At 62.6% G+C, this 20,618-nt stretch carries 25 protein-coding genes and 1 pseudogene; 12 read left to right on the forward strand and 14 right to left on the reverse strand.

Annotated elements, in window-relative coordinates:
* Window positions 1–58: 58 nt before the first annotated feature.
* Window positions 59–409, reverse strand: a complete 351-nt coding sequence (locus ACNFIC_RS01860; RefSeq protein WP_240791697.1) for a hypothetical protein — start codon at window positions 407–409, stop codon at window positions 59–61.
* Between the two features lie 369 nt (window positions 410–778).
* On the opposite strand from ACNFIC_RS01860, the gene ACNFIC_RS01865 reads away from it, so the two are divergent.
* Window positions 779–1,762, forward strand: coding sequence for a DUF1852 domain-containing protein (locus ACNFIC_RS01865; protein WP_416779527.1), 984 nt, complete (start codon window positions 779–781; stop codon window positions 1,760–1,762).
* A 27-nt stretch (window positions 1,763–1,789) separates the two neighbouring features.
* Window positions 1,790–2,815, forward strand: a complete 1,026-nt coding sequence (locus ACNFIC_RS01870) for a methionine synthase (RefSeq protein ID WP_416779529.1) — start codon at window positions 1,790–1,792, stop codon at window positions 2,813–2,815.
* Window positions 2,816–2,911: 96 nt separating this feature from the next.
* On the opposite strand, the gene ACNFIC_RS01875 is transcribed toward ACNFIC_RS01870, so the two are convergent.
* Genes ACNFIC_RS01875 through ACNFIC_RS01890 form a run of 4 tightly spaced genes read right to left on the reverse strand, consistent with a single transcriptional unit; the run spans window position 2,912 to window position 5,974 of the window.
* Window positions 2,912–3,574: a glycosyltransferase gene (locus tag ACNFIC_RS01875; protein ID WP_416779531.1), complete on the reverse strand. Its 663-nt coding sequence runs from the start codon at window positions 3,572–3,574 to the stop codon at window positions 2,912–2,914.
* A complete protein-coding gene (locus tag ACNFIC_RS01880; RefSeq protein WP_416779533.1) occupies window positions 3,571–4,170 on the reverse strand; it encodes a class I SAM-dependent methyltransferase in 600 nt (199 codons plus the stop codon). The genes ACNFIC_RS01875 and ACNFIC_RS01880 overlap by 4 nt, the downstream gene beginning before the upstream one ends.
* Window positions 4,167–4,937, reverse strand: a complete 771-nt coding sequence (locus ACNFIC_RS01885; RefSeq protein WP_138218152.1) for a PIG-L deacetylase family protein — start codon at window positions 4,935–4,937, stop codon at window positions 4,167–4,169. Before ACNFIC_RS01885 ends, ACNFIC_RS01880 begins: the two co-directional genes overlap by 4 nt.
* Entirely contained in the window at window positions 4,934–5,974 is a 1,041-nt protein-coding gene (locus ACNFIC_RS01890) for an acyl-CoA dehydrogenase (protein WP_416779535.1), read from the reverse strand. Before ACNFIC_RS01890 ends, ACNFIC_RS01885 begins: the two co-directional genes overlap by 4 nt.
* 327 nt (window positions 5,975–6,301) lie before the next feature.
* On the opposite strand from ACNFIC_RS01890, the gene ACNFIC_RS01895 reads away from it, so the two are divergent.
* Window positions 6,302–6,763, forward strand: a complete 462-nt coding sequence (locus ACNFIC_RS01895; protein WP_138217531.1) for a phosphotransferase system, HPr-related protein — start codon at window positions 6,302–6,304, stop codon at window positions 6,761–6,763.
* Window positions 6,763–6,993, forward strand: coding sequence for a metallothionein (locus ACNFIC_RS01900; RefSeq protein WP_138217532.1), 231 nt, complete (start codon window positions 6,763–6,765; stop codon window positions 6,991–6,993). The genes ACNFIC_RS01895 and ACNFIC_RS01900 overlap by 1 nt, the downstream gene beginning before the upstream one ends.
* A 13-nt stretch (window positions 6,994–7,006) precedes the next feature.
* On the opposite strand, the gene ACNFIC_RS01905 is transcribed toward ACNFIC_RS01900, so the two are convergent.
* From ACNFIC_RS01905 to ACNFIC_RS01915, 3 genes are read right to left on the reverse strand one after another with little or no spacing between them, the layout of a single operon-like run.
* Window positions 7,007–7,966 carry a lysylphosphatidylglycerol synthase domain-containing protein gene (locus ACNFIC_RS01905; protein WP_138217533.1) on the reverse strand — a complete coding sequence of 320 codons (960 nt, stop codon included), beginning with the start codon at window positions 7,964–7,966 and terminating at the stop codon, window positions 7,007–7,009.
* Window positions 7,966–9,168 (reverse strand): cardiolipin synthase ClsB, encoded by a 1,203-nt coding sequence (clsB, locus tag ACNFIC_RS01910; protein ID WP_416779537.1) that lies wholly within the window; start codon window positions 9,166–9,168, stop codon window positions 7,966–7,968. Before clsB ends, ACNFIC_RS01905 begins: the two co-directional genes overlap by 1 nt.
* Window positions 9,165–9,938, reverse strand: a complete 774-nt coding sequence (locus ACNFIC_RS01915; protein ID WP_416779538.1) for an endonuclease/exonuclease/phosphatase family protein — start codon at window positions 9,936–9,938, stop codon at window positions 9,165–9,167. The genes clsB and ACNFIC_RS01915 overlap by 4 nt, the downstream gene beginning before the upstream one ends.
* Window positions 9,939–10,211: 273 nt before the next feature.
* Here ACNFIC_RS01915 and ACNFIC_RS01920 point away from each other — a divergent pair, with 273 nt between their 5' ends.
* Genes ACNFIC_RS01920 through ACNFIC_RS01930 form a run of 3 tightly spaced genes read left to right on the forward strand, consistent with a single transcriptional unit; the run spans window position 10,212 to window position 12,363 of the window.
* Entirely contained in the window at window positions 10,212–10,559 is a 348-nt protein-coding gene (locus tag ACNFIC_RS01920) for a metalloregulator ArsR/SmtB family transcription factor (RefSeq protein WP_138217536.1), read from the forward strand.
* A gap of 21 nt (window positions 10,560–10,580) precedes the next feature.
* Window positions 10,581–11,864 carry an arsenic transporter gene (locus ACNFIC_RS01925; protein WP_416779540.1) on the forward strand — a complete coding sequence of 428 codons (1,284 nt, stop codon included), beginning with the start codon at window positions 10,581–10,583 and terminating at the stop codon, window positions 11,862–11,864.
* 28 nt (window positions 11,865–11,892) lie between these two features.
* A complete protein-coding gene (locus ACNFIC_RS01930; RefSeq protein ID WP_416779542.1) occupies window positions 11,893–12,363 on the forward strand; it encodes an arsenate reductase ArsC in 471 nt (156 codons plus the stop codon).
* Between the two features lie 41 nt (window positions 12,364–12,404).
* On the opposite strand, the gene ACNFIC_RS01935 is transcribed toward ACNFIC_RS01930, so the two are convergent.
* Window positions 12,405–13,175, reverse strand: a complete 771-nt coding sequence (locus ACNFIC_RS01935; protein ID WP_138217539.1) for an SDR family NAD(P)-dependent oxidoreductase — start codon at window positions 13,173–13,175, stop codon at window positions 12,405–12,407.
* A 65-nt stretch (window positions 13,176–13,240) separates the two neighbouring features.
* On the reverse strand, window positions 13,241–13,732 hold the full coding sequence (locus ACNFIC_RS01940; RefSeq protein WP_138217540.1) for a DUF1543 domain-containing protein: 492 nt from the start codon (window positions 13,730–13,732) through the stop codon (window positions 13,241–13,243).
* Between the two features lie 148 nt (window positions 13,733–13,880).
* Between ACNFIC_RS01940 and ACNFIC_RS01945 the strand changes: the two genes are divergently transcribed.
* The 5 genes and pseudogenes from ACNFIC_RS01945 to ACNFIC_RS01965 form a co-directional block, all read left to right on the forward strand.
* Window positions 13,881–14,345: a chalcone isomerase family protein gene (locus ACNFIC_RS01945; protein WP_416779545.1), complete on the forward strand. Its 465-nt coding sequence runs from the start codon at window positions 13,881–13,883 to the stop codon at window positions 14,343–14,345.
* 4 nt (window positions 14,346–14,349) lie between these two features.
* Window positions 14,350–14,886, forward strand: coding sequence for a DUF3833 domain-containing protein (locus ACNFIC_RS01950; RefSeq protein WP_138217542.1), 537 nt, complete (start codon window positions 14,350–14,352; stop codon window positions 14,884–14,886).
* Window positions 14,883–15,188: a DUF6482 family protein gene (locus ACNFIC_RS01955; RefSeq protein WP_138217543.1), complete on the forward strand. Its 306-nt coding sequence runs from the start codon at window positions 14,883–14,885 to the stop codon at window positions 15,186–15,188. The genes ACNFIC_RS01950 and ACNFIC_RS01955 overlap by 4 nt, the downstream gene beginning before the upstream one ends.
* A 6-nt stretch (window positions 15,189–15,194) precedes the next feature.
* On the forward strand, window positions 15,195–16,721 hold the full coding sequence (locus tag ACNFIC_RS01960; RefSeq protein ID WP_416779547.1) for a cryptochrome/photolyase family protein: 1,527 nt from the start codon (window positions 15,195–15,197) through the stop codon (window positions 16,719–16,721).
* Window positions 16,718–16,840 (forward strand): annotated as a pseudogene (locus tag ACNFIC_RS01965) (DUF2256 domain-containing protein); the annotation flags it as partial. The gene ACNFIC_RS01960 and the pseudogene ACNFIC_RS01965, both read left to right, overlap by 4 nt.
* On the opposite strand, the gene ACNFIC_RS01970 reads toward ACNFIC_RS01965, so the two are convergent.
* Genes ACNFIC_RS01970 through ACNFIC_RS01985 form a run of 4 tightly spaced genes read right to left on the reverse strand, consistent with a single transcriptional unit; the run spans window position 16,838 to window position 20,616 of the window.
* Window positions 16,838–17,326 (reverse strand): DUF2878 family protein, encoded by a 489-nt coding sequence (locus tag ACNFIC_RS01970; RefSeq protein WP_138217546.1) that lies wholly within the window; start codon window positions 17,324–17,326, stop codon window positions 16,838–16,840. The pseudogene ACNFIC_RS01965 and the gene ACNFIC_RS01970 sit on opposite strands and share 3 nt — an antisense overlap.
* Window positions 17,326–18,588 (reverse strand): SAM-dependent methyltransferase, encoded by a 1,263-nt coding sequence (locus ACNFIC_RS01975; protein WP_138218153.1) that lies wholly within the window; start codon window positions 18,586–18,588, stop codon window positions 17,326–17,328. The genes ACNFIC_RS01970 and ACNFIC_RS01975 overlap by 1 nt, the downstream gene beginning before the upstream one ends.
* Window positions 18,563–19,372: a DUF1365 domain-containing protein gene (locus tag ACNFIC_RS01980; RefSeq protein ID WP_416779549.1), complete on the reverse strand. Its 810-nt coding sequence runs from the start codon at window positions 19,370–19,372 to the stop codon at window positions 18,563–18,565. The genes ACNFIC_RS01975 and ACNFIC_RS01980 overlap by 26 nt, the downstream gene beginning before the upstream one ends.
* A complete protein-coding gene (locus ACNFIC_RS01985) occupies window positions 19,369–20,616 on the reverse strand; it encodes an NAD(P)/FAD-dependent oxidoreductase (protein WP_138217548.1) in 1,248 nt (415 codons plus the stop codon). The genes ACNFIC_RS01980 and ACNFIC_RS01985 overlap by 4 nt, the downstream gene beginning before the upstream one ends.
* Window positions 20,617–20,618 lie beyond the last annotated feature (2 nt).

A 20,618-nucleotide genomic window follows, 5' to 3' on the forward strand; every position in this document is an offset into this window, starting at 1 on the left:
GCAGCCGTCAGCGCGGCGTGTTGGGGGGCGGCGCTGCCGGCCCCCTCCATTGAAGCGTTCAGCGATAGTGGCGGTGGGCGTGTTGACGCTCCCATTGCCGACGGCGCTCGGCCTCTTTGCGCGCTTGCTCCTTGCGCCATTTGGCCTTGCGCAGATCTTCCCTGTGCGAGTGCCAGCGGCCATCGCGCCAGTAGCGGTCATTGCCCGCCAGCTGCGCGCCGTTGGCGGTGCGGGTCAAGCCGGCCAAGCCTGGCCATGGGGTGTCGGATGCCGGGCGGGTATACGTGGTATCCGCTCTTTCAGTGACCAGGGCAGGCGAGACCGGCTTGGCCTGCATGGCGCAGGCGTTGCCCATCGAAACAAGTGCGAACAGGCCAGCCAGCAGCCATTGCGGGGCGTAGGGTTTCATTGGGTAGAACTCCTCGGACCAGGTCCATGAACGAATGGCCGCCTGCGCTGAAGCCGCTGGGGCGTGCCGGGTAACCTGTTCAAATAGACGCCAAACAGGCCAGAAGTTCTCCCTCGCTTTAGAAAATAGCCAATAAATTCAGTAATTTACAATTCGCTTACCGAATCCTTACGTTAGCCTATCATGACCACTGGCGTCGCGCGTCCAGGGTTTAACATGAGAAATATTAAACAAGAACTCAAAATAATTGAGTTTGTTTCATGATCGTCTGGCCATGACAATCGCCCTCATTGAATTTTCCCGCAGACGCTAGCCTGCCAATTGCTGGCGGTGCTGCAGTCCCTTTCGCGTTCAGGGTGTGAGGCCAACATGAGCCAGGAGTTTGCATTTGCCATCAAACGCGTTCGTTTCGATGAGCAATATCAGCCGTCGGACAATACGCGTATTACCACCAACTTTGCCAACCTGGCACGAGGCAGTAGCCGTCAGGCGAACCTGCGCAACACCTTGCAGATGATCGACAATCGCTTCAATGCGTTGGCGCACTGGGATAACCCGAGCGGCACGCGCTATGCACTGGAACTGGACATCGTGTCTGTCGAAATGACCCTCGACGATCCGCGCGCGGTGCCTGCGTTGCCATTGATCGAGCTATTGAAAGTTACCGTGCTCGACCGCCACCGCAATGCACGGATCGATGGCATCGTCGGCAACAATTTCTCGTCCTACGTGCGCGACTATGACTTCAGCGTGCGGTTGCCGGAGCATAACCAAGGTCAGCCGACCTTTAGTGTTCCCGATGATTTTGGCGTTCTGCACGGCAAGCTGTTCAAGTGCTTCGTGAACTCCAGTGCCTACCGGACGCATTTCAGCAAAGCCCCGGTGATCTGCCTGAGCGTTTCCAGCAGCAAGACCTACCGGCGAACCGAGAATCGGCATCCTGTACTGGGTGTCGAATACCGCCAGGATGAAGACTCCTTGACGGATGAATACTTCCAGAAGATGGGCCTGAAGGTGCGTTACTTCATGCCGCCGCACAGCGTCGCGCCCTTGGCGTTCTACTGTGCAGGTGACCTGCTGGGCGATTACACCCCCCTTGAGTTGATCGGCACGATCAGCACGATGGACACCTTCCAGAAGATTTACCGGCCCGAGCTTTACAACGCGAATTCGGCAGCCGCTAGCGCCTATCAGCCCAGCTTGCAGCACCAGGACTATTCACTGACGCGGATCGTCTATGACCGAGAGGAGCGAAGCAGGTTAGCGGTCGAGCAGGGGCGCTTTGCCGAAGAACACTTCATCAAGCCGTACCACGCCATGCTTGCGCAGTGGTGCGCTCGCTATGCCGCCTGAATGCCCTGAACGACAAGGTCTTGGATCATGACAAAACTGTTGCCTACTTCAACTGCTGGCAGCCTGCCGAAACCGAGCTGGCTCGCCCAACCTGAAACGCTTTGGTCACCCTGGAAACTGCAAGGTGAAGCGCTGCGAGAGGGCAAGCGGGATGCGTTGCGCCTGGCATTGCACGAACAACAACAGGCCGGCATCGACATCGTCAGTGACGGCGAGCAAACGCGCCAGCATTTCGTCACGACGTTTATCGAACACCTCAGCGGTGTCGATTTCCAGAAGCGCCAGACCGTGCGAATTCGCGACCGCTATGACGCCAGTGTGCCGACCGTCGTGGGCGCGGTGGCGCGTCAGAAGCCTGTATTCGTGGAGGACGCAACGTTCTTGCGCCAGCACACCTCGCAACCCATCAAATGGGCGCTGCCAGGGCCGATGACGATGATCGATACGCTGTATGACGCGCACTACAAGAGCCGCGAAAAGCTGGCCTGGGAGTTTGCCAGGATTCTCAACGAGGAGGCCCGCGAACTCGAGGCGGCGGGTGTGGACATCATCCAGTTCGACGAGCCGGCCTTCAATGTCTTCTTCGACGAGGTCAATGCGTGGGGCGTGGCTACCTTGGAGCGCGCGATCGAGGGCCTGAAGTGCGAAACCGCCGTGCACATTTGCTACGGCTACGGCATCAAGGCCAATACCGATTGGAAAGGCACATTGGGTTCGCAGTGGCGGCAATATGAACAGGTTTTTCCGAGGTTGCAGCAATCGAGCATCGATATCGTCTCGCTGGAGTGCCACAACGCCAATGTGCCCATGGAACTGATCGAGTTGATCCGTGGCAAAAAAGTGATGGTCGGTGCCATCGACGTGGCCAACCCGGCCATCGAAACCCCTGAGGCGGTTGCCGACACCTTGCGCAAGGCGTTGCAGTTCGTAGATGCCGACAAGCTTTATCCCTGCACCAATTGCGGCATGGCCCCGCTACCGCGTGGCGTGGCGCGGGGCAAGCTGCACGCGCTGAGCGCCGGGGCGCGGATCGTTCGCGAAGAACTGTCGTAGCACGATTGCGCTGGGGCGGCGACCTTGTAGGCACCAGCGCGATGCCGAGTCACTCATCGGCTTGATCGCGTCGAACAAGTCGTCATGGCCACCGGTTCAAGGCAACTGCTCTTGCAGCGCTTTCAGGTAATCCCCGAAGCCCTGAGGCGCGCGGCAATCAGCTCGGCTGCTGGTGGCCACGCTATGTGCGCCGCTCCAGATGATCTGTGCACCGCTGGCCTCGAGGGCCAGTACCAGTTGTACGTCTTCGTGCGCGGGCAGCGGCTCGAAGCCGCCGACCCGCGCATAGGCCTTGGCGCACACGCCAAGGTTGGCGCCGTGAATATGCCGATGGCCGTCCTGGGACTGGTAGCGGCTGCGGTACAACTGACGCAACGCGGCGTTCTGCCAGGGCTGCCAGCGGTCGATGTGCACCGTGCCGCAGACCGCATCGGCGTGCCATTGCAGTTGCGACACCAACCAGTGCGCCGGTACGCGGCTGTCAGCGTCGGTGAAGGCCAGCCAGTGGGCGCCACGCTCGATCATCCAGGCCGCGCCGGCGCGCCGGGCAATCCCGACATTGCCGGCCTCCAGTGCCAAGGTCTGCACCCCATGGCGGCGGGCGATGCGCGCGCTGGCGTCGGAGCAGCGATCAAGCACCACCAGCACCTCGACCACCAAGCCTGCGGCCTCGGCCCGCGCCGCCGCGACCCTGACCGCCGTCAGACAGCGTCCGAGACGGCGAGCTTCGTTGTGTGCGGGGATGATCACGGCAATCATGGGCACGTCTCGTCCAGGTCGACGACACTGGGTTGGCAGGACCAGTACTCCAGCAGGAAGTCCGCTTCCTCGTGACGCAGTAGCGGATAAAGCGGCAGGTGCCTGGCCAGCAGGGCATGCACCTCACGGCCATCCTGCGGACAGCCAGCGATGGGATGCCGCCAGTGGCAGGCGAGCAGGCCACCGTCGTAGCTCAGGCTGGCGACGGCCTGCTCGATCACCTGCCGCCAGTCGGTGGGGTCGAGGTAGTAGCCGATCTCGCTAAGCACGATCAGGTCGAACTGTCCGCCTGGCCAGTCACCGGGCAGGTGCCCTTGTTCGACGCGGGTGTGCGCTACCCCTGCTAGGCGCTGGCGCGCCAGGGCCACGGCGGTGGGGTCGATGTCCTGGCACAGCAGCTCGGCACTGCGCTCGGCCAACAGCACGCTCAGCTCGCCGTTGGCGCAGGCCGGCTCGAATACGCGGGCATAGCCTTGGCGAGGCAGGCTGGCCACGGCCAGCTCGCGTTTTCGTCGTTCGTACCAACGGGTACGAAATGCCCATGGGTCATCGTTGCCTGCGTACAACGCGGCGAAGTACTGTGCGTCCAGGCTCATGCAGCCCCCCGTGAAACAAAGATCAATTCGAATGGCTGCAACAGGCAGGTTTGCAGGTGTTCGGGCAGCACCGGCGGGCGCTCGCCGTCGGCTTGCAACTGGCTGGCATGCGCGGCCAGGGCCTGGCGCTTGCGGGCCAGGCGCAGATCATCGAGTTGCACGCGCTGCGCCTGCGGCCAGGGCAGGCGCGGATCGTCCGGGGAGGCCCAATGCCAAGCCCATACCGGCACTTCGACCAACTGCGCGCGGCGCGCCTGGGCCACCCGCGCGCACGCGCGGCCCGCCGCTTCGTGATCGCAGTGCCCGTCGCCGCGCCAGGTGGTCAGCAACAGGTCGTCGGGCTGGAGCACCTGTTCCAGGTGGGTGACCAGAAACGCTTCATCGTGCGCCAGGGCGCCGTCTTTGAGGTTCAGGCGTCGCCAGTCCAGACGGTTGAGGTCCAGGCCCAGCAGTTGCAGGGCATGACGGCTTTCCAGTGGGCGCTGGTGACGCAAGCGGCGTTCGGTCCATTGTGCAGAACCTGGGTGGCTGCCTTCGCCATTGGTGGCCGAAATCAACAACAGGTCCTGTTCTCGGCCGTGAAAACCTGCCAGTAGTCCACCGGCCATGAGGATTTCGTCGTCCGGGTGCGGTGCCAACAGCACCAGGCGCCGTCCGGGCGGGCACAGCTGCTCGGGTGACAGCCAGGTGGCGCGGGCCAGCTGGGCGGATTGTTGCCACGCGCTCCAGGGCGTGCCCGGCGCTGCCTGAATCAGGTTCTGGCTCATAATTGCCATGCTCCCTCCGGCATGCCGGTCAGTTGTTGGCCTAATTCGGCCAGGTCGCGCTCGGCGTGGCTTTGGCGCAGGTACACCGGCAGGTCCGCACTGAGCCTGGCGAAGCGGGCGCTGCGGCAAAAGGGCGTGGCGCCGAGCGCATGCCCGACATGCTGGATGACCTGTTCGACGGCGTGCTCGACCTGGGCGCGGGTGCGTCTTACCTGGAGGCTGGCATCCGCGCACGGGTGTTTGTCGATCCACGCCGCGCAGTCGCGAAGGGCGGCGCGGGCCCCGTGCAGGGCGCTATCGACCGCGCCCAGGTGCGCGTCGGCGTGTGGGTCGGGTCGGGGCTTGTGGCAGTGTTCGCGTAGGTAGTGCGCCAAGCCGGTGGCCGCGCCATACCAGCAGGCAGCGATTCCGGCACCGCCCTGCCAGAAGCCAGGGCGTGACAGGTACTGGCCCGGTGCGCCGATGGCCAGTCCAGGCGAGTTGTCGAACGCGATGCTGACACTGGCGGTCGCGGCCATGCCAACGGCCTGCCAGTGCCCAGCCTCGATATGCTGGCTGGGGTGGCCCAGTTCGATGGCGACCAACTGCGCCTGCTCGCCTTCCCAGGCGGTCAGCAGTGCCCGGTCGATCTGCAGTGCACCTGAGCACCAGGCCTTGCGGCCTTGCAGACGCACGCGTTGACCGTCTCGCTCGACGATGCAGGTTCGCGCATCCGGTGGTTCTGCGGCCCACACGCCCCAGATGCTCTCGCCGTCAGGCGCGCTGGCGGCGCATTCGGCGAGGATCGCCAGAGCGTCGGTATGGCCTTCGTAGAGCTTGGCCAGACCCAGGTCGCAAGCGGCGACCTGGGCCAGGGCCCGCCAGCGTTCCAGGGTATGTCCCTGGCCTGGCAACGGAAGTCGGTCAAGCTGCTCGTCGCGTAGCGCTCGCAGCAGGTGCGCCAGCGAGGGGTCGAGGCCCGAGGCCAGCGGGCGCGCGGCGAAGCGGCGCAGTTGGGCATCGAATGCGTTCAGGTTGAAGTGCTGAGCTTGGCTCACGGGTGAATGCCTCCTCGACTGCCGGCTCCCAGATACCGCGTTTCCACACGATTACAGCGGCGGCGTGGGAATGGCCCTCTGGAAAGTGGACTGCGCATTTCGCGTACACCCGCAGGTTCCAGGGTGGCCGTGAAGGCGCGCTTTGGCGGGTACTCCTTCAGTGGCTGTGCCATGGCGGGCTCCAAAACAGTTCGCAGGTCTTTGGGTTGGGAGGCTACGTGTGGGGGCGGAGTTCCAAAAAAGTGCCGGTGTACGCGTTGAAGAAACTCTGAATCATTTCTCCAAGAGGACGGTCGACCGAGTGAAGCCAATAGATGGAGAACCGCCATGTCCACCCCTTCACGGCCAAAGCCGCAGGTTGAAATCGACGATACTGAAGACCGCATGGGCAGCGTGCACGAGCTGGACTTCAGCGAGCGTCGCGACGAACGCACGGGCCGCATCGGTGACGAGCCTCCGGCGCCTGAGATTGATCAGCACTATCGGTCGCCACAGGTCGCTGAAAACGGCATGACCGGTGATGAGGCACTGGGCGATAGCCCGCATGAAGACAACGTCACCCTCGACGACCTGAGCCCCGAAACGTTGTTCGACGAAACCGGTGCGCGAGACCCGGATGAACCTGGCACGGCGGATGGCCCGGCGGACCAAGCCCTGCGCGAGGTGCAAGCCCACGAGATCGGTGGCGGTATTGGCCTGGACGAGGCCGAGCTGGCGCGCGCCGCGCCACTGGATGGAGAGCCATGGACCGACGAAGTCGTGCCCGATGACCAGGGGAGGGCGCCTTGATGAGCGCGCAACGCTGTTCCTGTAATGCGTGTACCTGTAGCGTGGACGCCAATGCCGCGCTCCAGGACGGCAAGGCGTATTGCTGCGAGGCCTGTGCAAACGGCCATAGCAGCGGGGAACCGTGCCGCATGGCCGACTGCACGTGTAGCGAGCGGGGTCAGCCAAAGCCGAGTAGTGCCGACAGTGCCCTGGATGAAACCGGTCCTATGGGTGATCCGGTTTCGCCCTAGGCAGCCTGTTCGATCAGCGCTTGTCCAAGGCCGGATCGGCCTGTTGGCGCAAGGCCTTGGCGCGCTGCTCGAGGATCAGGTAGGTCACCACCGCCACCAACAGCGGCACCAAGTAGTACAAGGTTCGATAGCCCAGCAGGGCAGCGACCAGCGTCCCCTGGCCCAGTTGGCCTTGTAGAAGCGCGAGGAACACGGCCTCCAGCACGCCGAGCCCTGCTGGGATATGCGCGACCACGCCCGCCACGCAGCTGATCAGCAGCACCCCCAACACCGAGGGGTAGAACAGCTCGGACGGCAGCAGCAGGTGGATCAGCGCAGCCATCAATGCCCAGTTACTGGCACCCAGGGCTACCTGGCACAACGCCAGGCGCAGGCTAGGCAATGTGATCTCATGCCCGCGCAGCACCCAGGTACGTCGCGTGCAGAAGGCGCATGCCAGCACGTAAGCCACGCCGAGCGCCACCATCAGCACGCCTATCAGGCGCAGACCGCCGGCACCGACGGCCCAGCTTGCCGGGAGTTTAACCAGGCCAAGGGCGAACACCGTGCCGGCCAGTAGCAGGTAGCCCATCCAGTTGGTCAACAGACCCAAGGTCAGGATGCGCGTGATGGTCGCCGTCTCCAGGCCCAGCCGGCTGTACAAGCGGTAGCGCAAGGCAACGCCACCCACCCAGGTGGTGAAGTTGAGGTTGAAGGCATAGCACACGAACGCCACCGGCAACACTTGCCGGGCCGGTAGGCGGTGGCCGGTATAGGCGCGAGCGAGCAGGTCGTAGCTGGCAAATACCAGATAGCTGCAGGCCGCCAGCAGCAAGCCCAGCGCCAAGGTGCCAGGCCGATAGGCCAGCAGCGACTGGCGCACCTCGTTCCAATCCAAGTTGCGCGCCAGGGTGAACAGCAGTACCGGGATCAACACCAGAAACAGCAGCGTCAGCACGCGCTTGCCCCAGGTTTGCCAGCGTGGCGTTGCCATCACGTTTCACCCCCCTGGTAGTCGGCCGGCGCCAGGCTGCCGGCTTGCAGCGATTGCAGGCGTTGCCGGTGGGCCGGAAACCAGCCGGCGATTCTCGGGAAATAGCGGGTAATATGAAAGCCCAGGAAAATTAGCGGCGCGCGCCACCAGTAGCCGCGCACCATGCGTTCGAGTGTCACCGCCGTGCAGTGGTCCCGGGAAAGTTCGCTCAAATGTTGGTAAAGGCCTTGGTTGAAGGCGCGGTCACGGATTAACAGGTTGGCTTCGAGGTTGAGCGACAGGCTCAGCGGGTCGAGGTTGCTGGACCCCACGGTCGACCAGTCCTCGTCCACCAGCGCCACTTTGCCGTGCAGCGGGCGCTGGCGGTATTCGAGAATCTGCACGCCGTCGCGTAACAGGTAGTTGTAGAGCAGGCGCGACAACGTACGAACCCAACGCATATCAGGTTGCCCCTGAAGGATCAGCGTCACCTCCACGCCCCGGCGCGCAGCGTTACGCAGCTCGCGCAACAGGCGGTAACCAGGGAAGAAGTAGGCGTTGGCCACCACGATACGTTGTGTAGCCTGGCGAAATGCCTCCAGGTAGCTGCGCTCGATATCGTTGCGATGCTGCTGGTTGTCGCGCTCAACAAGCATGGCGCTGGCGGTGCCATGCGGCGCATGCCGGGGTTTGACCCGGCTACCATCTTCCAGGACCGCTGCGAGCATCCGGCAGGAGGCGCTGTGCACTTGCGCGACCACAGGGCCGGTGACTTCCACGGCGTAGTCCTGCTTGGCTTGCGCGCCGAAGTCCCCCAGGTGATCGGCGCTGTAGTTGATGCCGCCGATGAACGCACGCTGTCCATCGATTACCAGGATCTTGCGGTGCAGGCGGCGAAACAGATTGGTGCGCATGCCGATCATGCGCGGTTGAGGATCGAACGCATGGATGTGCACCCCGGCTTCGGTCATCGACGCAATGAATTCTTCGGGTAAATCCGCGGTGCCGTAGCCATCGAATGCCACTTCGACCCGCACGCCGCGCCGGGCCGCGTCGATCAGCGCCTGGCGCAGCGGCTGGCCGACCTTGTCGTCATAGATGATGAAAGTTTCCAGGAGGATTTCCTCGCGGGCCTGGGCCATGGCCTCGAATGCACGGGGATAGTACTGCTCGCCATTGATCAGCAGTTCGATGTGGTTGCCGTTGCACCAAGGCTGCTTCATAAGGTCACCTGCGCTACCAGTGGGGCATGGTCGGAAAGGTGTGACCACGGAAACCTGGACAGCACCCGCGCCTGGCAGGCGTGGGCATTGCGCAGGTAGATACGGTCCAGGCGCAGCAGCGGCAGACGCGCGGGGAAGCTACGCGCCGGCGTGCCGAATGCTTCGACCAGATGACCCGACAACTGCGCATCGGCCTTCAGGCGCCAGTCGTTGAAGTCGCCAGCGACGATCACCGGTTCGTGCGCCGGCAGGCTATCGAGCAACCCCAGTAGCAGGTCGATCTGACGTTGCCGATGGCCCTCGCGCAGGCCCAGGTGCACGCAGATCGTGTGCACCTGGGCGTGGCCGGGCACTTCGAGCCGGCAGTGCAGCAGCCCGCGCGCCTCGTTGCCGTGAATCGAGACATCCAGGTTGTTGTGGTCACGGATGGGGAACTTGGACAGCAGGGCATTACCATGGTCGCCATCGGGGTAAACCGCGTTGCGTCCATAGGCGAACTGCGGCCACATGCTGTCGGCGAGAAATTCATATTGGGGCGCCTGTGGCCACGCCGGATGGCGCTGCGCATGTTGTTGATGGCTGCCGTGCACCTCTTGCAGAAACACCAGGTCAGCACCGGTGGCCCGCACCGCCTCGCGCAGTTCGGGCAGGATGAAGCGACGGTTGAGCGCCGTGAATCCCTTGTGCACGTTGAGCGTCAGCACGGTCATGCGTTGCACGGTGGCCGTATCGTCGCTCCGGCGGTGCAGGGCGGATATAGGCGTGTTCATGGCCGCTCCCTGGGTGTGGAAGCGGGCTCGGTCGGCAGCGCTTTGACCGATAGGATCAACTCCTTGGGCGTCGTGTCATGCCATTGCGCATAACGCCCACTGCAAACACCAATACGGATTTCGTTCACCAGGGCCCCCATGCGCTCGTTCGATTATCAGTAGCGACCTGTGGCGCAGGCCAAGGGTTCAGCATCAGCGACGAGTTGCACAGCACGCTTGCTCTAGATATATGTTTATACGTATATTCGATTTTCCATATATATTGGTGTCTTCATGTTTTCTCCGCCTGAGGTGTTCAAGAGTCTGTCTGACGAGACCCGTGCGCGTGTCACCCTGCTGGTCGCGAGCCTCGGAGAGCTGTGCGTCTGCGAGCTGACGTGCGCCTTGAACGAAAGCCAACCGAAGATCAGCCGTCACCTCGCGCAGCTGCGCAGCCAAGGGCTGCTGCTGGATCGTCGCCAAGGGCAGTGGGTGTATTACCGGTTGAATCCGCAGTTACCCGCTTGGGTGCATGACCTGCTGCAGGTGACCTTGCAGGCCAACGCGTCGTGGTTGGCAGACAATACCCGGCGGCTCAAAGCCATGGATGGACGTCCCGTGCGTGATTCGGTCTGCTGCTGATCCTTTTTACGAGAGTGCTCGATGCTGGTCGCGATAGCTGTCTTTGTGTTTACCCTCACGTTGGTTATCTGGCAGCCCAGGGGGCTTGGGGTCGGCTGGAGTGCCTCGCTCGGCGCCATCATCGCCCTGGCGGTGGGCGCCGTTTCGCTACAGGACATCCCCACGGTCTGGGCCATCATCTGGAATGCCACCGCCACGTTCATCGCCGTCATCATCATTAGCCTGCTGCTGGACGAAGCCGGTTTCTTCGAATGGGCGGCGTTGCACGTCGCGCGTTGGGCCAACGGCAGTGGCGAGCGCCTGTTCGCCTTTTGCATACTGCTTGGCGCGGCGGTATCGGCGTTGTTTGCCAATGATGGTGCGGCGTTGATTCTCACGCCTATCGTCATCTCGGTATTGCTAGCACTGCGCTTCTCGCCCGCCGCGACCCTGGCGTTTGTCATGGCTGCGGGCTTCATCGCCGATACCGCGAGCCTGCCGCTGGTGGTCTCCAACTTGGTGAACATCGTCTCGGCTGACTATTTCAAACTGGGCTTTGCCGAGTATGCCTCGGTGATGCTGCCCGTGAACCTGGCCAGTGTGGCCGCGACCTTGCTGGTGCTGTGGCTGTTTTTCCGGCGTGATATCCCACGCCACTATGCGCTCGCTGCGCTGAAGGCGCCGCGCGAGGCGATCCGTGACCATGCCACGTTCAATGTCGGCAGGTGGGTGTTGGTGGTGTTGCTGATCGGCCTGTTTGCGCTTGAGCCACTGGGTATCCCGATCAGTGCGGTCGCCGCAGTCTGCGCGGCGCTGCTCTTTACCGTCGCCGCGCGCGGCCAGCGCATCGCGACGTGTCGTGTGCTGCGCGAAGCACCTTGGCAGGTGGTGATCTTTTCGCTTGGCATGTACCTGGTGGTGTATGGACTGAAGAACGCCGGCCTGACCGACCTGCTTACCCAACTGCTCGACCGGATCGCTCAACAGGGGCTATGGAGCGCCGCCTTGGGAACCGGAGTGATCGCTGCACTGTTGTCCTCGGTCATGAACAACATGCCCAGCGTGTTGGTCGGCGCGTTGTCGATCCAAGCCAGCGAGGCACAGGGCCTGGTACGTGAGGCGATGATCTATGCCAACGTCATCGGTTGCGACCTCGGCCCGAAGATCACTCCGATTGGCAGCCTCGCCACGCTGCTGTGGCTACACGTTTTGGCACGTAAAGGTATTCGTATCACCTGGGGTTACTACTTCAAGGTTGGGATCATGCTGACCTTGCCTGTCTTGCTGATCACCCTGTCGGCCCTGGCCTTGCGCCTGAGCCTCTGATTTACGCCACCTCGCGAAGGAGTCGACGATGCGAGTCCTGTTCATGTGTACGGCCAACAGCTGCCGCAGCATCCTCTCGGAGGCCATGTTCAATCACCTGGCGCCGGACGGTTTTACCGCTGTCAGTTCTGGCAGTTTTCCCAAGGGCCAAGTGTTGCCGCGTAGTCTGACCACGTTGCAGCAGGCGGGTATCTCGACGCATGGACTGTGTAGCAAGGGCAATGAAGTGTTCGAGCGGTGCCCTCCTGACATCGTCATTACCGTTTGCGATAAGGCCGCCGGTGAGGCTTGCCCGGTGTATTTCGGGCCTGCTTTGAAGGCGCATTGGGGGTTGGCAGATCCGTCCGATGTAGTGGGGGACGATGCTTCGGTCGATGCGGCGTTCCGAGCCACCCTGGCGCTTATCGCCTCTCGTTGCCAGGCGTTCTTTGCGCTGCCGTTCGATACCCTCGAGCGTGCGCAGCTCCAGCAGGAACTGGACCGCATCGGCACCTGTTGAATGGGCCGCCTCAAGGCATATTTTTTACGCGGGGCTGGTGCTCACCAGTCAATCGGTGTGCCGTCCCACGCCCAGAATGTACCGCTGTGCGCGGGACCGTGATGGCTGACGAGGGTCAGCAAGCGGCTGGCAGCATCGGCGGGCGTGAGCAACTTGCCCGGCGCGACATTCGCCTGGAAGGGCCGCGAAAGCCGGGTATCGGTCGTGCCTGGATGCAGCAGCAGCAGGGTTGAAGCGGGATTCAGGCGCTTGAACTCGATGCTCGCGGTGCGTATCAGTTGGTTGAGTGCCGCCTTGCTGGCCCGGTAGCTGTACCAGCCTCCCAGATGGTTGTCGCTGATCGACCCGACGCGGGCCGACAACGCGGCGAAGGTCATTGGATGGCGACGCAACAGCGGCAATAGATGCTTGAGCAGCAGGATTGGGGCGAAGCAGTTGCTGGTGAAACTGCCAAGCAAGCTCGCCATGTCTAGTTGGCTCAGCGCTTTTTCGGCGCGTGCCGGGGCCTCGTGCAGCACGCCGAGTGTACACAGGACCAGGTTCAACTGATCGCAGTGGGCGCCGAGCTGGGTGGCGAGTGCTTGTAATTGCGACTCGTCACGAGCGTCGCAGTCCAGGCACATCACGCGTTGCGGGTGATCGGCGGACAGGGCTTGCAACTCGGCGCTGCGCATCGCCTGGCGCGACACCGCGAACACGCGTGCGACGTCGTCACGTGCCAGTAACTGTGCGCACAAGGCCAGGCCAATGCCTTGGCTAGCCCCGCAGACCAGTACGTTCGCGGGTGTTTGCAGGTTGTGGATCAGGCGCATTGGAAAGGACCTTGGCTAGACCGTGATATTGCACCGCGAATGCGGCGTCCTGTGCCGGCTGGGGCTCATAGCAGAAGATAGTCGCTGTACTGGCGCAAGCCATCATGCGGGCCTTCGATCAAATGCACGTAGCGACCGTTGACCGAGTCCACCGGCAAGCAGTCGTCGACATCCAGCACCGCATCGGTATGCGGTTTGCTCCAGTTCGCCTGCAACTGCCGTCTACCACGTTGCTTGGCCTCGGCCTTGTTTGTGGCCACCACCAGCAGGTAGCGGTGAGCTTCACCGAACACGTTGGCTTCGTAGCCCCCGAGGTTGATGAAGAACAGGCGTGGGTCGTCCGGGCCGGGCGCCGCATCGGCGAATTCGACACGGTAGCGGTCAATGCCGGCGACCTCCATCCAGGCGTCGACGTGCAGTCCCTGCTGGCTCCCAAACCATCCCTTGCGCAGTTGTGGGTACGCGTGCTGGAGAGAGTCCGCCTGTGCGAACAGTACATCGTGGACCTCGATGCTGGCCCGCGGATGGCGGCCACCGAGCAGGACTATGTACAGCATGAGCCATTCCTTTTGGTGCTGTTGATGCTCGCTGGGCTGCCGGATCCTTTGGTTGGAGGGCAGCTGTAGCGCATTAAATTCTATGCAACCCAGTACAATACTTATACAAGATGCTATGGTTGTACAGCATTGAGGGGTAGAGGTGCTTATGAAATTGCCAGTGGTACAACGGCTGGGTGATGGTGAGCTAATCCGTTCGGGTGAGTGTTTCTGCACGGTGCAACTGTGGGCACTGGGCCCTGTTCACGACTGGAATCGGCCGTTTGCCCTTGAGCTGCTCTATCACCGGTCGATGTCCAAGGGCGCTTTGGTCCAGGAGATTTTCGAGCAGATGTGCCGGGTCAGCGCCAGCAGCCTGACGCCGCCGCAATGCGCGGTCTGGCCCAACATAATCGATGAGGCCTTCGTGGAGGTGCGCCCGGGCATGCGCATCACAGGCGTGTTTTTGCCAGGGCAGGGTTGTAGCGTTTACGTCGACGGCAAGCTCAGCCGTGAAATCACCGACCCGCTGTTCGCCCGGACGTTCTTCAGTATCTGGCTCGCCCCATGTGCCAGGGATACACAACTGCGTCAGCGCTTGCTCGGGCTGGCGGGCAACGACCGAGGAGCCTGAAAACATGTACAGAGCGATGTTGTTGGTTTCATGCCTGTTGCTGGGCAGTTGCGGCAACGTCAGTGTCGAGCGCTACGCACAAGAGCGACCGGTGTTCGACCTGGCGGCATTCTTTTCCCGACCGGTGCAGGCCTGGGGAATGTTCCAGAAGCGTTCCGGTGAAGTGGTCAAGCGCTTTCACGTGCGCATCGACAGCCGTCGTGACGGTGAGCGTTTGATTCTCGACGAGCACTTTCTCTACAGCGATGGCACTCGCCAGCAACGTACCTGGACACTGGTGCCGGACGGAACTGGCCGCTGGCGAGGCACTGCCGGTGATGTGATCGGTGAGGCGCGCGGCGAGGTGGCGGGTAACGCGCTGCGCTGGCGTTACCAGCTCGACCTGCCAGTCGATGGGCGGCATTGGACGGTGGACCTCGACGACTGGATGTACCTGATGGACGAAGACACCCTGATCAACCGCTCAAGTATGACCAAGTTGGGGGTGGAGATCGGCCAGATAACCCTGTTCTTCCGCAGACTGCCAGAGGGCACGCCATGAACTTGAATGCACTGACCCAGATGGTTTCGACCGGCGAGGCAAAGGAGTTGGAACTGTTGTCGCTGGAGGGTGGTTTCTATGTCCTGCGAGCATTGACCGACGCAGGCCCCCTGACACTCAGCGATGCCCAAGGGCAAGCGCTGCGGATACGTTCGACGACTGAGCTGCGACAACTGTTGGCCGACCTGCCAGCAGTGCCCTGCACGCTTGTTCAGCAGGTGGTGCACGATGAAATGTGTGGGCAACGCGACGGCCCCATTGCGCCGTTACGGGTTCCGGTAACCCTGGCCAGCCAGTGGTAGGTCGCGATGCGTCTGGGACTGGTATTGGGTGACCAGCTGTCGTTCGACCTTGCAAGCCTGGCAGCACTCGATCCGGCGCGCGATGCGCTGCTGATGGCTGAAGTGCAGGAGGAGGCCAGCTATGTGCCGCATCATCCGCTGAAGATCGTATTGATCTTCAGCGCCATGCGGCATTTCGCCCAGCAACTGCGTGAGCGCGGGTGGCAGGTGCATTATGTGGAACTCGATGCGCGCGCTAACAGCGCCAGCCTGGTCGGCGAGTTACGCCGTTGGCAACATGCCTTGGGCGCCACCGATATCCACGTAACCGAGTGCGGTGAGTGGCGTCTTGAGCAGGCCCTGCGCGAGGCCCAATTACCCCTGGTATGGCACCGCGACACGCGTTTTCTGTGCTCGCGCGAAGCGTTCGCGCGTTGGGCCGAGGGGCGCAAGCAACTACGCATGGAGCACTTCTACCGAGGCATGCGCAAGCGCACCGGCTTGCTGATGGAGCCCGACGGGACTCCAGCCGGTGGCGCGTGGAACTTCGACGGCGACAACCGCAAGGCATTGCCAAAGCAGATGCGTGGCCCGTTCCCTGCGCATTTTGAGCCGGACGAGATCACCCGCGCGGTGATCGCGCTGGTGCGTCAGCGCTTTAGCGATCATTACGGGGCCGTCGATGGCTTCGACTACCCCGTGACAGCTGCCGAGGCGCAGCAGCTGTGGCAACACTTTCTGGATTTCGGCCTGGCGGCTTTCGGTGATTATCAGGACGCGATGGCGGAGGGCGAGCCCTACCTGTTCCACGCTCGGATCAGCGCGGCGCTGAATATTGGCCTGTTGGATGTGCGGCGCCTGTGTGATGACGTTGATAACGCCTGGCGTGAGGGGCGGGTGCCGCTCAATGCCGCCGAGGGCTTCATTCGACAATTGATCGGCTGGCGCGAATATGTGCGTGGCATCTATTGGCTGCGCATGCCGGATTATGCCGGTCTCAATTACCTGGGCAACCAGCGCAGGTTGCCTGAATTCTACTGGACTGGGCAGACCCGCATGCGCTGCATGGCGCAAGCGATCGGACAGACCCTGCAGTTGGGCTACGCACACCATATCCAGCGGTTGATGGTCACGGGCAACTTCGCCTTGCTGGCCGGTATCGTGCCTCGAGAGATTTGCCAATGGTACTTGGCGGTGTACATGGACGCTTTCGACTGGGTCGAGCTGCCTAACACGCTTGGCATGGTGATGCATGCCGACGGCGGCTACCTGGGGTCCAAACCCTACTGCGCCAGTGGTCGTTACATCCAGCGCATGTCCGATCACTGCAAGGCGTGCAGTTATCGGGTTGACCGCGTGGTCGAGGAGGATGCCTGCCCCTTCAACGCCTTGTACTGGCACTTCCTTATCCGCCATCGCCGCTTGCTGTCGGCTAACCCGCGTCTGGCGCTTGTCTATCGAAGCCTCGAGAGTATGGCGGTCGGCCGCCGTGATGCGGTTTGGCAGCGTGGTGAGGCCTTGCTGGCGCAACTCGATGCTGGGCAGGCGCTATGAAAAAATGCTTTTTGCCAAGCAAGTTGTGCGTGGTGTGTGGCCGGCCATTCAACTGGCGCAAGCGCTGGGAGCGCTGTTGGGAGCAGGTACGTTACTGCTCCGAGCGATGCCGCCGGTCAGCGCCACGCCGCCAGGCGCAAGAGCAATGGCAGGGCAAGTGCCCAGAGCGGCATGAGCAGCAGGCCGGTACCAAGCGCACCTAACGGCAACCCCACCTCTGCCAGCCGCGCACCGCCCAGATAAGCCAGTGGGCCGCCTAGCGCGCCGAGCAATGCAGCGAGCCGCCAGTCCTTGGCGACCCATGCCAGGCTGTGGCGCATGCCGCTTGCCAGCACTGCCCATAGCAACGCGAGCCACAGGGGCAGGGGGCGTACGTCGAACTCGAACACCCCCAGCACGCCCAGCGCGCTATCGAGCGCGCATCCGGCAAGGGTCACGCGCAATAACGCCTTGGCTTCGGCCAGGCTGTTCGCGCACAGGCTCAAGTGGATCAGCACGCCTGCAATCACCAGCAGCAATAACCAGGGCCGCTCGCTACCCAGCACGCAGATCCACCAGCCGGCTTGTAGCCAGATGGCGTTGGCAATCAGCCAAGGCCTTGACATCAGGCGCTGCCAGGCAAGGGCTCACGCCGCGCCAGCGGCGCTGCCAGCAGTAAGTGTGCGACGCCGATGGTGCGCTCTTCGAAGCCCGCTTGGCAGTAGCACAGGTAGAACTCCCACAGGCGCTGGAACAGGTCGTCGTAGCCCAGTTCCGTCAGTGCTGTGCGTGCCTGCCGCAAGTTGTCGCGCCAATGGCGCAGGGTGAGGGCGTAGTCCAGGCCAAAATCTTCCATGTGCACAAGGTTCAGTGGCGTGTGTCGGCTGGCAGTGTCGAGCAAGACGCTCACCGATGGCAGTGCGCCGCCGGGGAAAATGTAGCGTTGGATGAAGTCGACCGAGCGCCGCGCCTGTTCATAGCGCTGGTCGCGGATGGTGATCGCCTGCAACAGCATCAGGCCTTCCGGTTTGAGCAGCGAGGCGCACTGGCGGAAATACACGGGCAGGTAACGATGGCCGACCGCCTCAATCATCTCGATCGACACCAGTTTGTCGAACTGCCCTTCAAGGTCGCGATAGTCCTCGCGAAGCACGTTGATGCGCTGTTCCAGGCCCAGGGCCTGGACGCGCTTGCGTGTATGGCTGTACTGCGCCTCCGAGAGCGTCGTGGTCGTGACCTTGCAGCCGTAGTGGGTGGCGGCATGGATGGCCAGACTACCCCAGCCGCTGCCGATTTCCAGCAGGTGATCCTCTGAGCGCAGTTCGAGCTTCTGGCAGATGCGCTCGAGCTTGTTCAACTGGGCCTGTTCCAGTGTCTGTCCAGGGTGCTCGAACTGGGCGGCCGAGTACATCATGGTGGGGTCGAGCAACCGCTCGAACAAGTCGTTGCCCAGGTCGTAGTGGGCCAGTATGTTGCGCCGCGCACCGCGCTTGTCGTTGCGGTTGAGCCGATGCAGCAGGCGTAGGGCAGGGCGGCCGAGGCGGGCCAGGCCGCCTTCGAGCGCATCGAGTACCTCGAGGTTGGCAACGAACACCCGAGTCACCAGCGCAAGGTCAGGGCTGCGCCAATAGCCGTGTATGTACGCTTCACCCGCACCGATCGAGCCGTTGCCGGCGATCAGGCTCCAGGTGGCTTCATCGAGAACCTCCACCTCAGCCTGCAACGGGCTTTGGACATCGCCGAAACTCCATTGCTGCCCGTGGCAGAGCAGGCGCAGGTGACCGTGACGCAGCTTGCCCAACTGGGCGAGCACGGCGCTTCGTGCCAACCCGCCGAGCAGGGGCGCAAGGCCTGCGAACTTGCTAACGCTCAGGGTAGGATTCGACATCATCAGGGTCCTCGCAAGGTTGGCCGAGCGCCAGGGAGCCCTGGCTGGCAGTATGGTCATGCACGGGCGTGCGTTTGAGTAACAGGCGTAGCGCTTGCCAGTAAATGGCTGAGACAGTCCGTAGACTCATCCACGGGAAGGTCATGACATAACGCCGCAGCGCGGCGCTATCCAAGGGTTGGCGGCGCAAGGCGAGGTCGGCCTCGAATACCTTGCGTCCGTGCTGCCAGTTCTGCAGGTGGATGCGCACATGCTCGGTGTCCAGGGAAAAACGCAGGTGGTAGTCCATTTCCAGCGGCATGAACGGTGACACGTGAAAGGCCTTGGCGACCGTGAACAGCCTGTCAGGTGCATCGTCCACCGGCAGGACATAGTGAAAGCGCTCACGCCAGGGGGTGTTGCGCACCTCCATCAGGACCGCCGCCAGGCGCCCGTCGCGCTCATGGCAGAAGTAGAAGCTCACCGGGTTGAACGAGAGTCCCCAGCAACGCAGTTGCGTGAGAAGGCGTACCGGCCCGTCAGGCACGTGCCCGGTGGCTTGCCCGACCAGCGTGCGCGCGGCCTCGGCCAGTGACGCGCCATGGCCTGTGTGTGCTGGAAGGTAGTCGCGCTCACGCCAGCACAGCGGCCCCAGGCGCCAGCGCCCGAGCCAGCGTGACAGCCGCATGAACCCGGCTTGTTCGTCCAGATCCAGGTAGAACATACCGATCCGATAGCGAAACGCATGGGGTCGCGGTGTCAGCCGACGGTGGCTGATCCATCCCAGGCAGAGGCTGGAGTTCACAGTTGTTCTCCGAAATACGCAGCCACCTTCAATGCACTGACCACCCCATCCTCATGAAAACCGTTGCCCCAGTAGGCACCACAGAAGTAACTGTGGTGCTGGCCTTGTAGGTGGGCCTGGCAGGCCTGTGCGGCGGTCGCTGCAAGGCTGTACTGCGGATGGGCGTACTGAAAGCGCGCAATGACCTGCATGGGGTCTATCAGCGCGGTTTGGTTGAGGCTCACGCAGAACGTCGCCGGTGCGTCGATGCCTTGCAGGATATTCATGTTGTAGGTCAGTGCGGCGGGCGCCTGCTCCGGGCCGCCCAGGCGGTAGTTCCAGCTGGCCCAGGCGCTTTTGCGACGAGGCAGCAGCCGGGTATCGGTGTGCAGCACCACATCGTTGTCGGCGTAGCCGATGGCGCCGAGGACCGCTCGCTCCTGCTGCGTCGGGGCTTCCAGTAATGCCAGTGCCTGGTCGCTGTGGCAGGCGAACACCACGTTGTCGAAGCGTTCGGTGCCGGCTGCGCTCGCGAGGGTCACGCCACCTTCGTCGCGGCTGACGCGGTAGACCTTGCAGTTCAAGCGGATACGCTCGGCGAACGGTTGGCACAAGGGCGCTACATAGCTGCGCGAACCGCCTTCGATGACGCGCCACTGAGGGCGCTGATTGACCGATAGCAAGCCATGGTTGCGGCAGAAACGCACGAAGAATGCGAGGGGGAATTGCAGCATGTCTGCCCGGGACATCGACCAGATCGCCGAGCCCATGGGCACAATGTAGTGGTCGATGAACCGTTGCCCGTAACGCTGGTGCTGCAGATAAGCGCCCAGGGTCGTGCTGGCGTCGATACGTTGGTGGTCCAGGTCGGCCAGTGCCTGACGGTTGAAACGCAGGATGTCTCGGAGCATCCCCCAGAAACCCGGTGACACCAAGTTGCGACGCTGGGCGAACAGGGTGTTCAGGTCATGGCCGTTGTATTCCAGTCCGGTGATCGGATCATGCACCGAAAAGCTCATTTCAGTGGGCTGCGAGGCGACACCGAGCGTATCGAGCAAGCGGATGAAATTCGGGTAGGTCCAGTCGTTAAAAACGATGAAGCCGGTGTCGATGGCATAGTGCTTGCCTTTCCAGTCCACATCGAGGGTGTGCGTGTGGCCCCCGACCCACTGCTCGGCTTCGAAGACTGTCACTTCATGTTTGCGTGACAGCAGGTGGGCGCAGGTCAATCCCGCGATGCCACTGCCGATTATTGCTATACGCATGG

It is taken from the genome of Pseudomonas sp. NY15463 (assembly GCF_048068415.1).
In the GTDB taxonomy this organism is placed as follows: Bacteria; Pseudomonadota; Gammaproteobacteria; order Pseudomonadales; family Pseudomonadaceae; genus Aquipseudomonas; species Aquipseudomonas mosselii_C.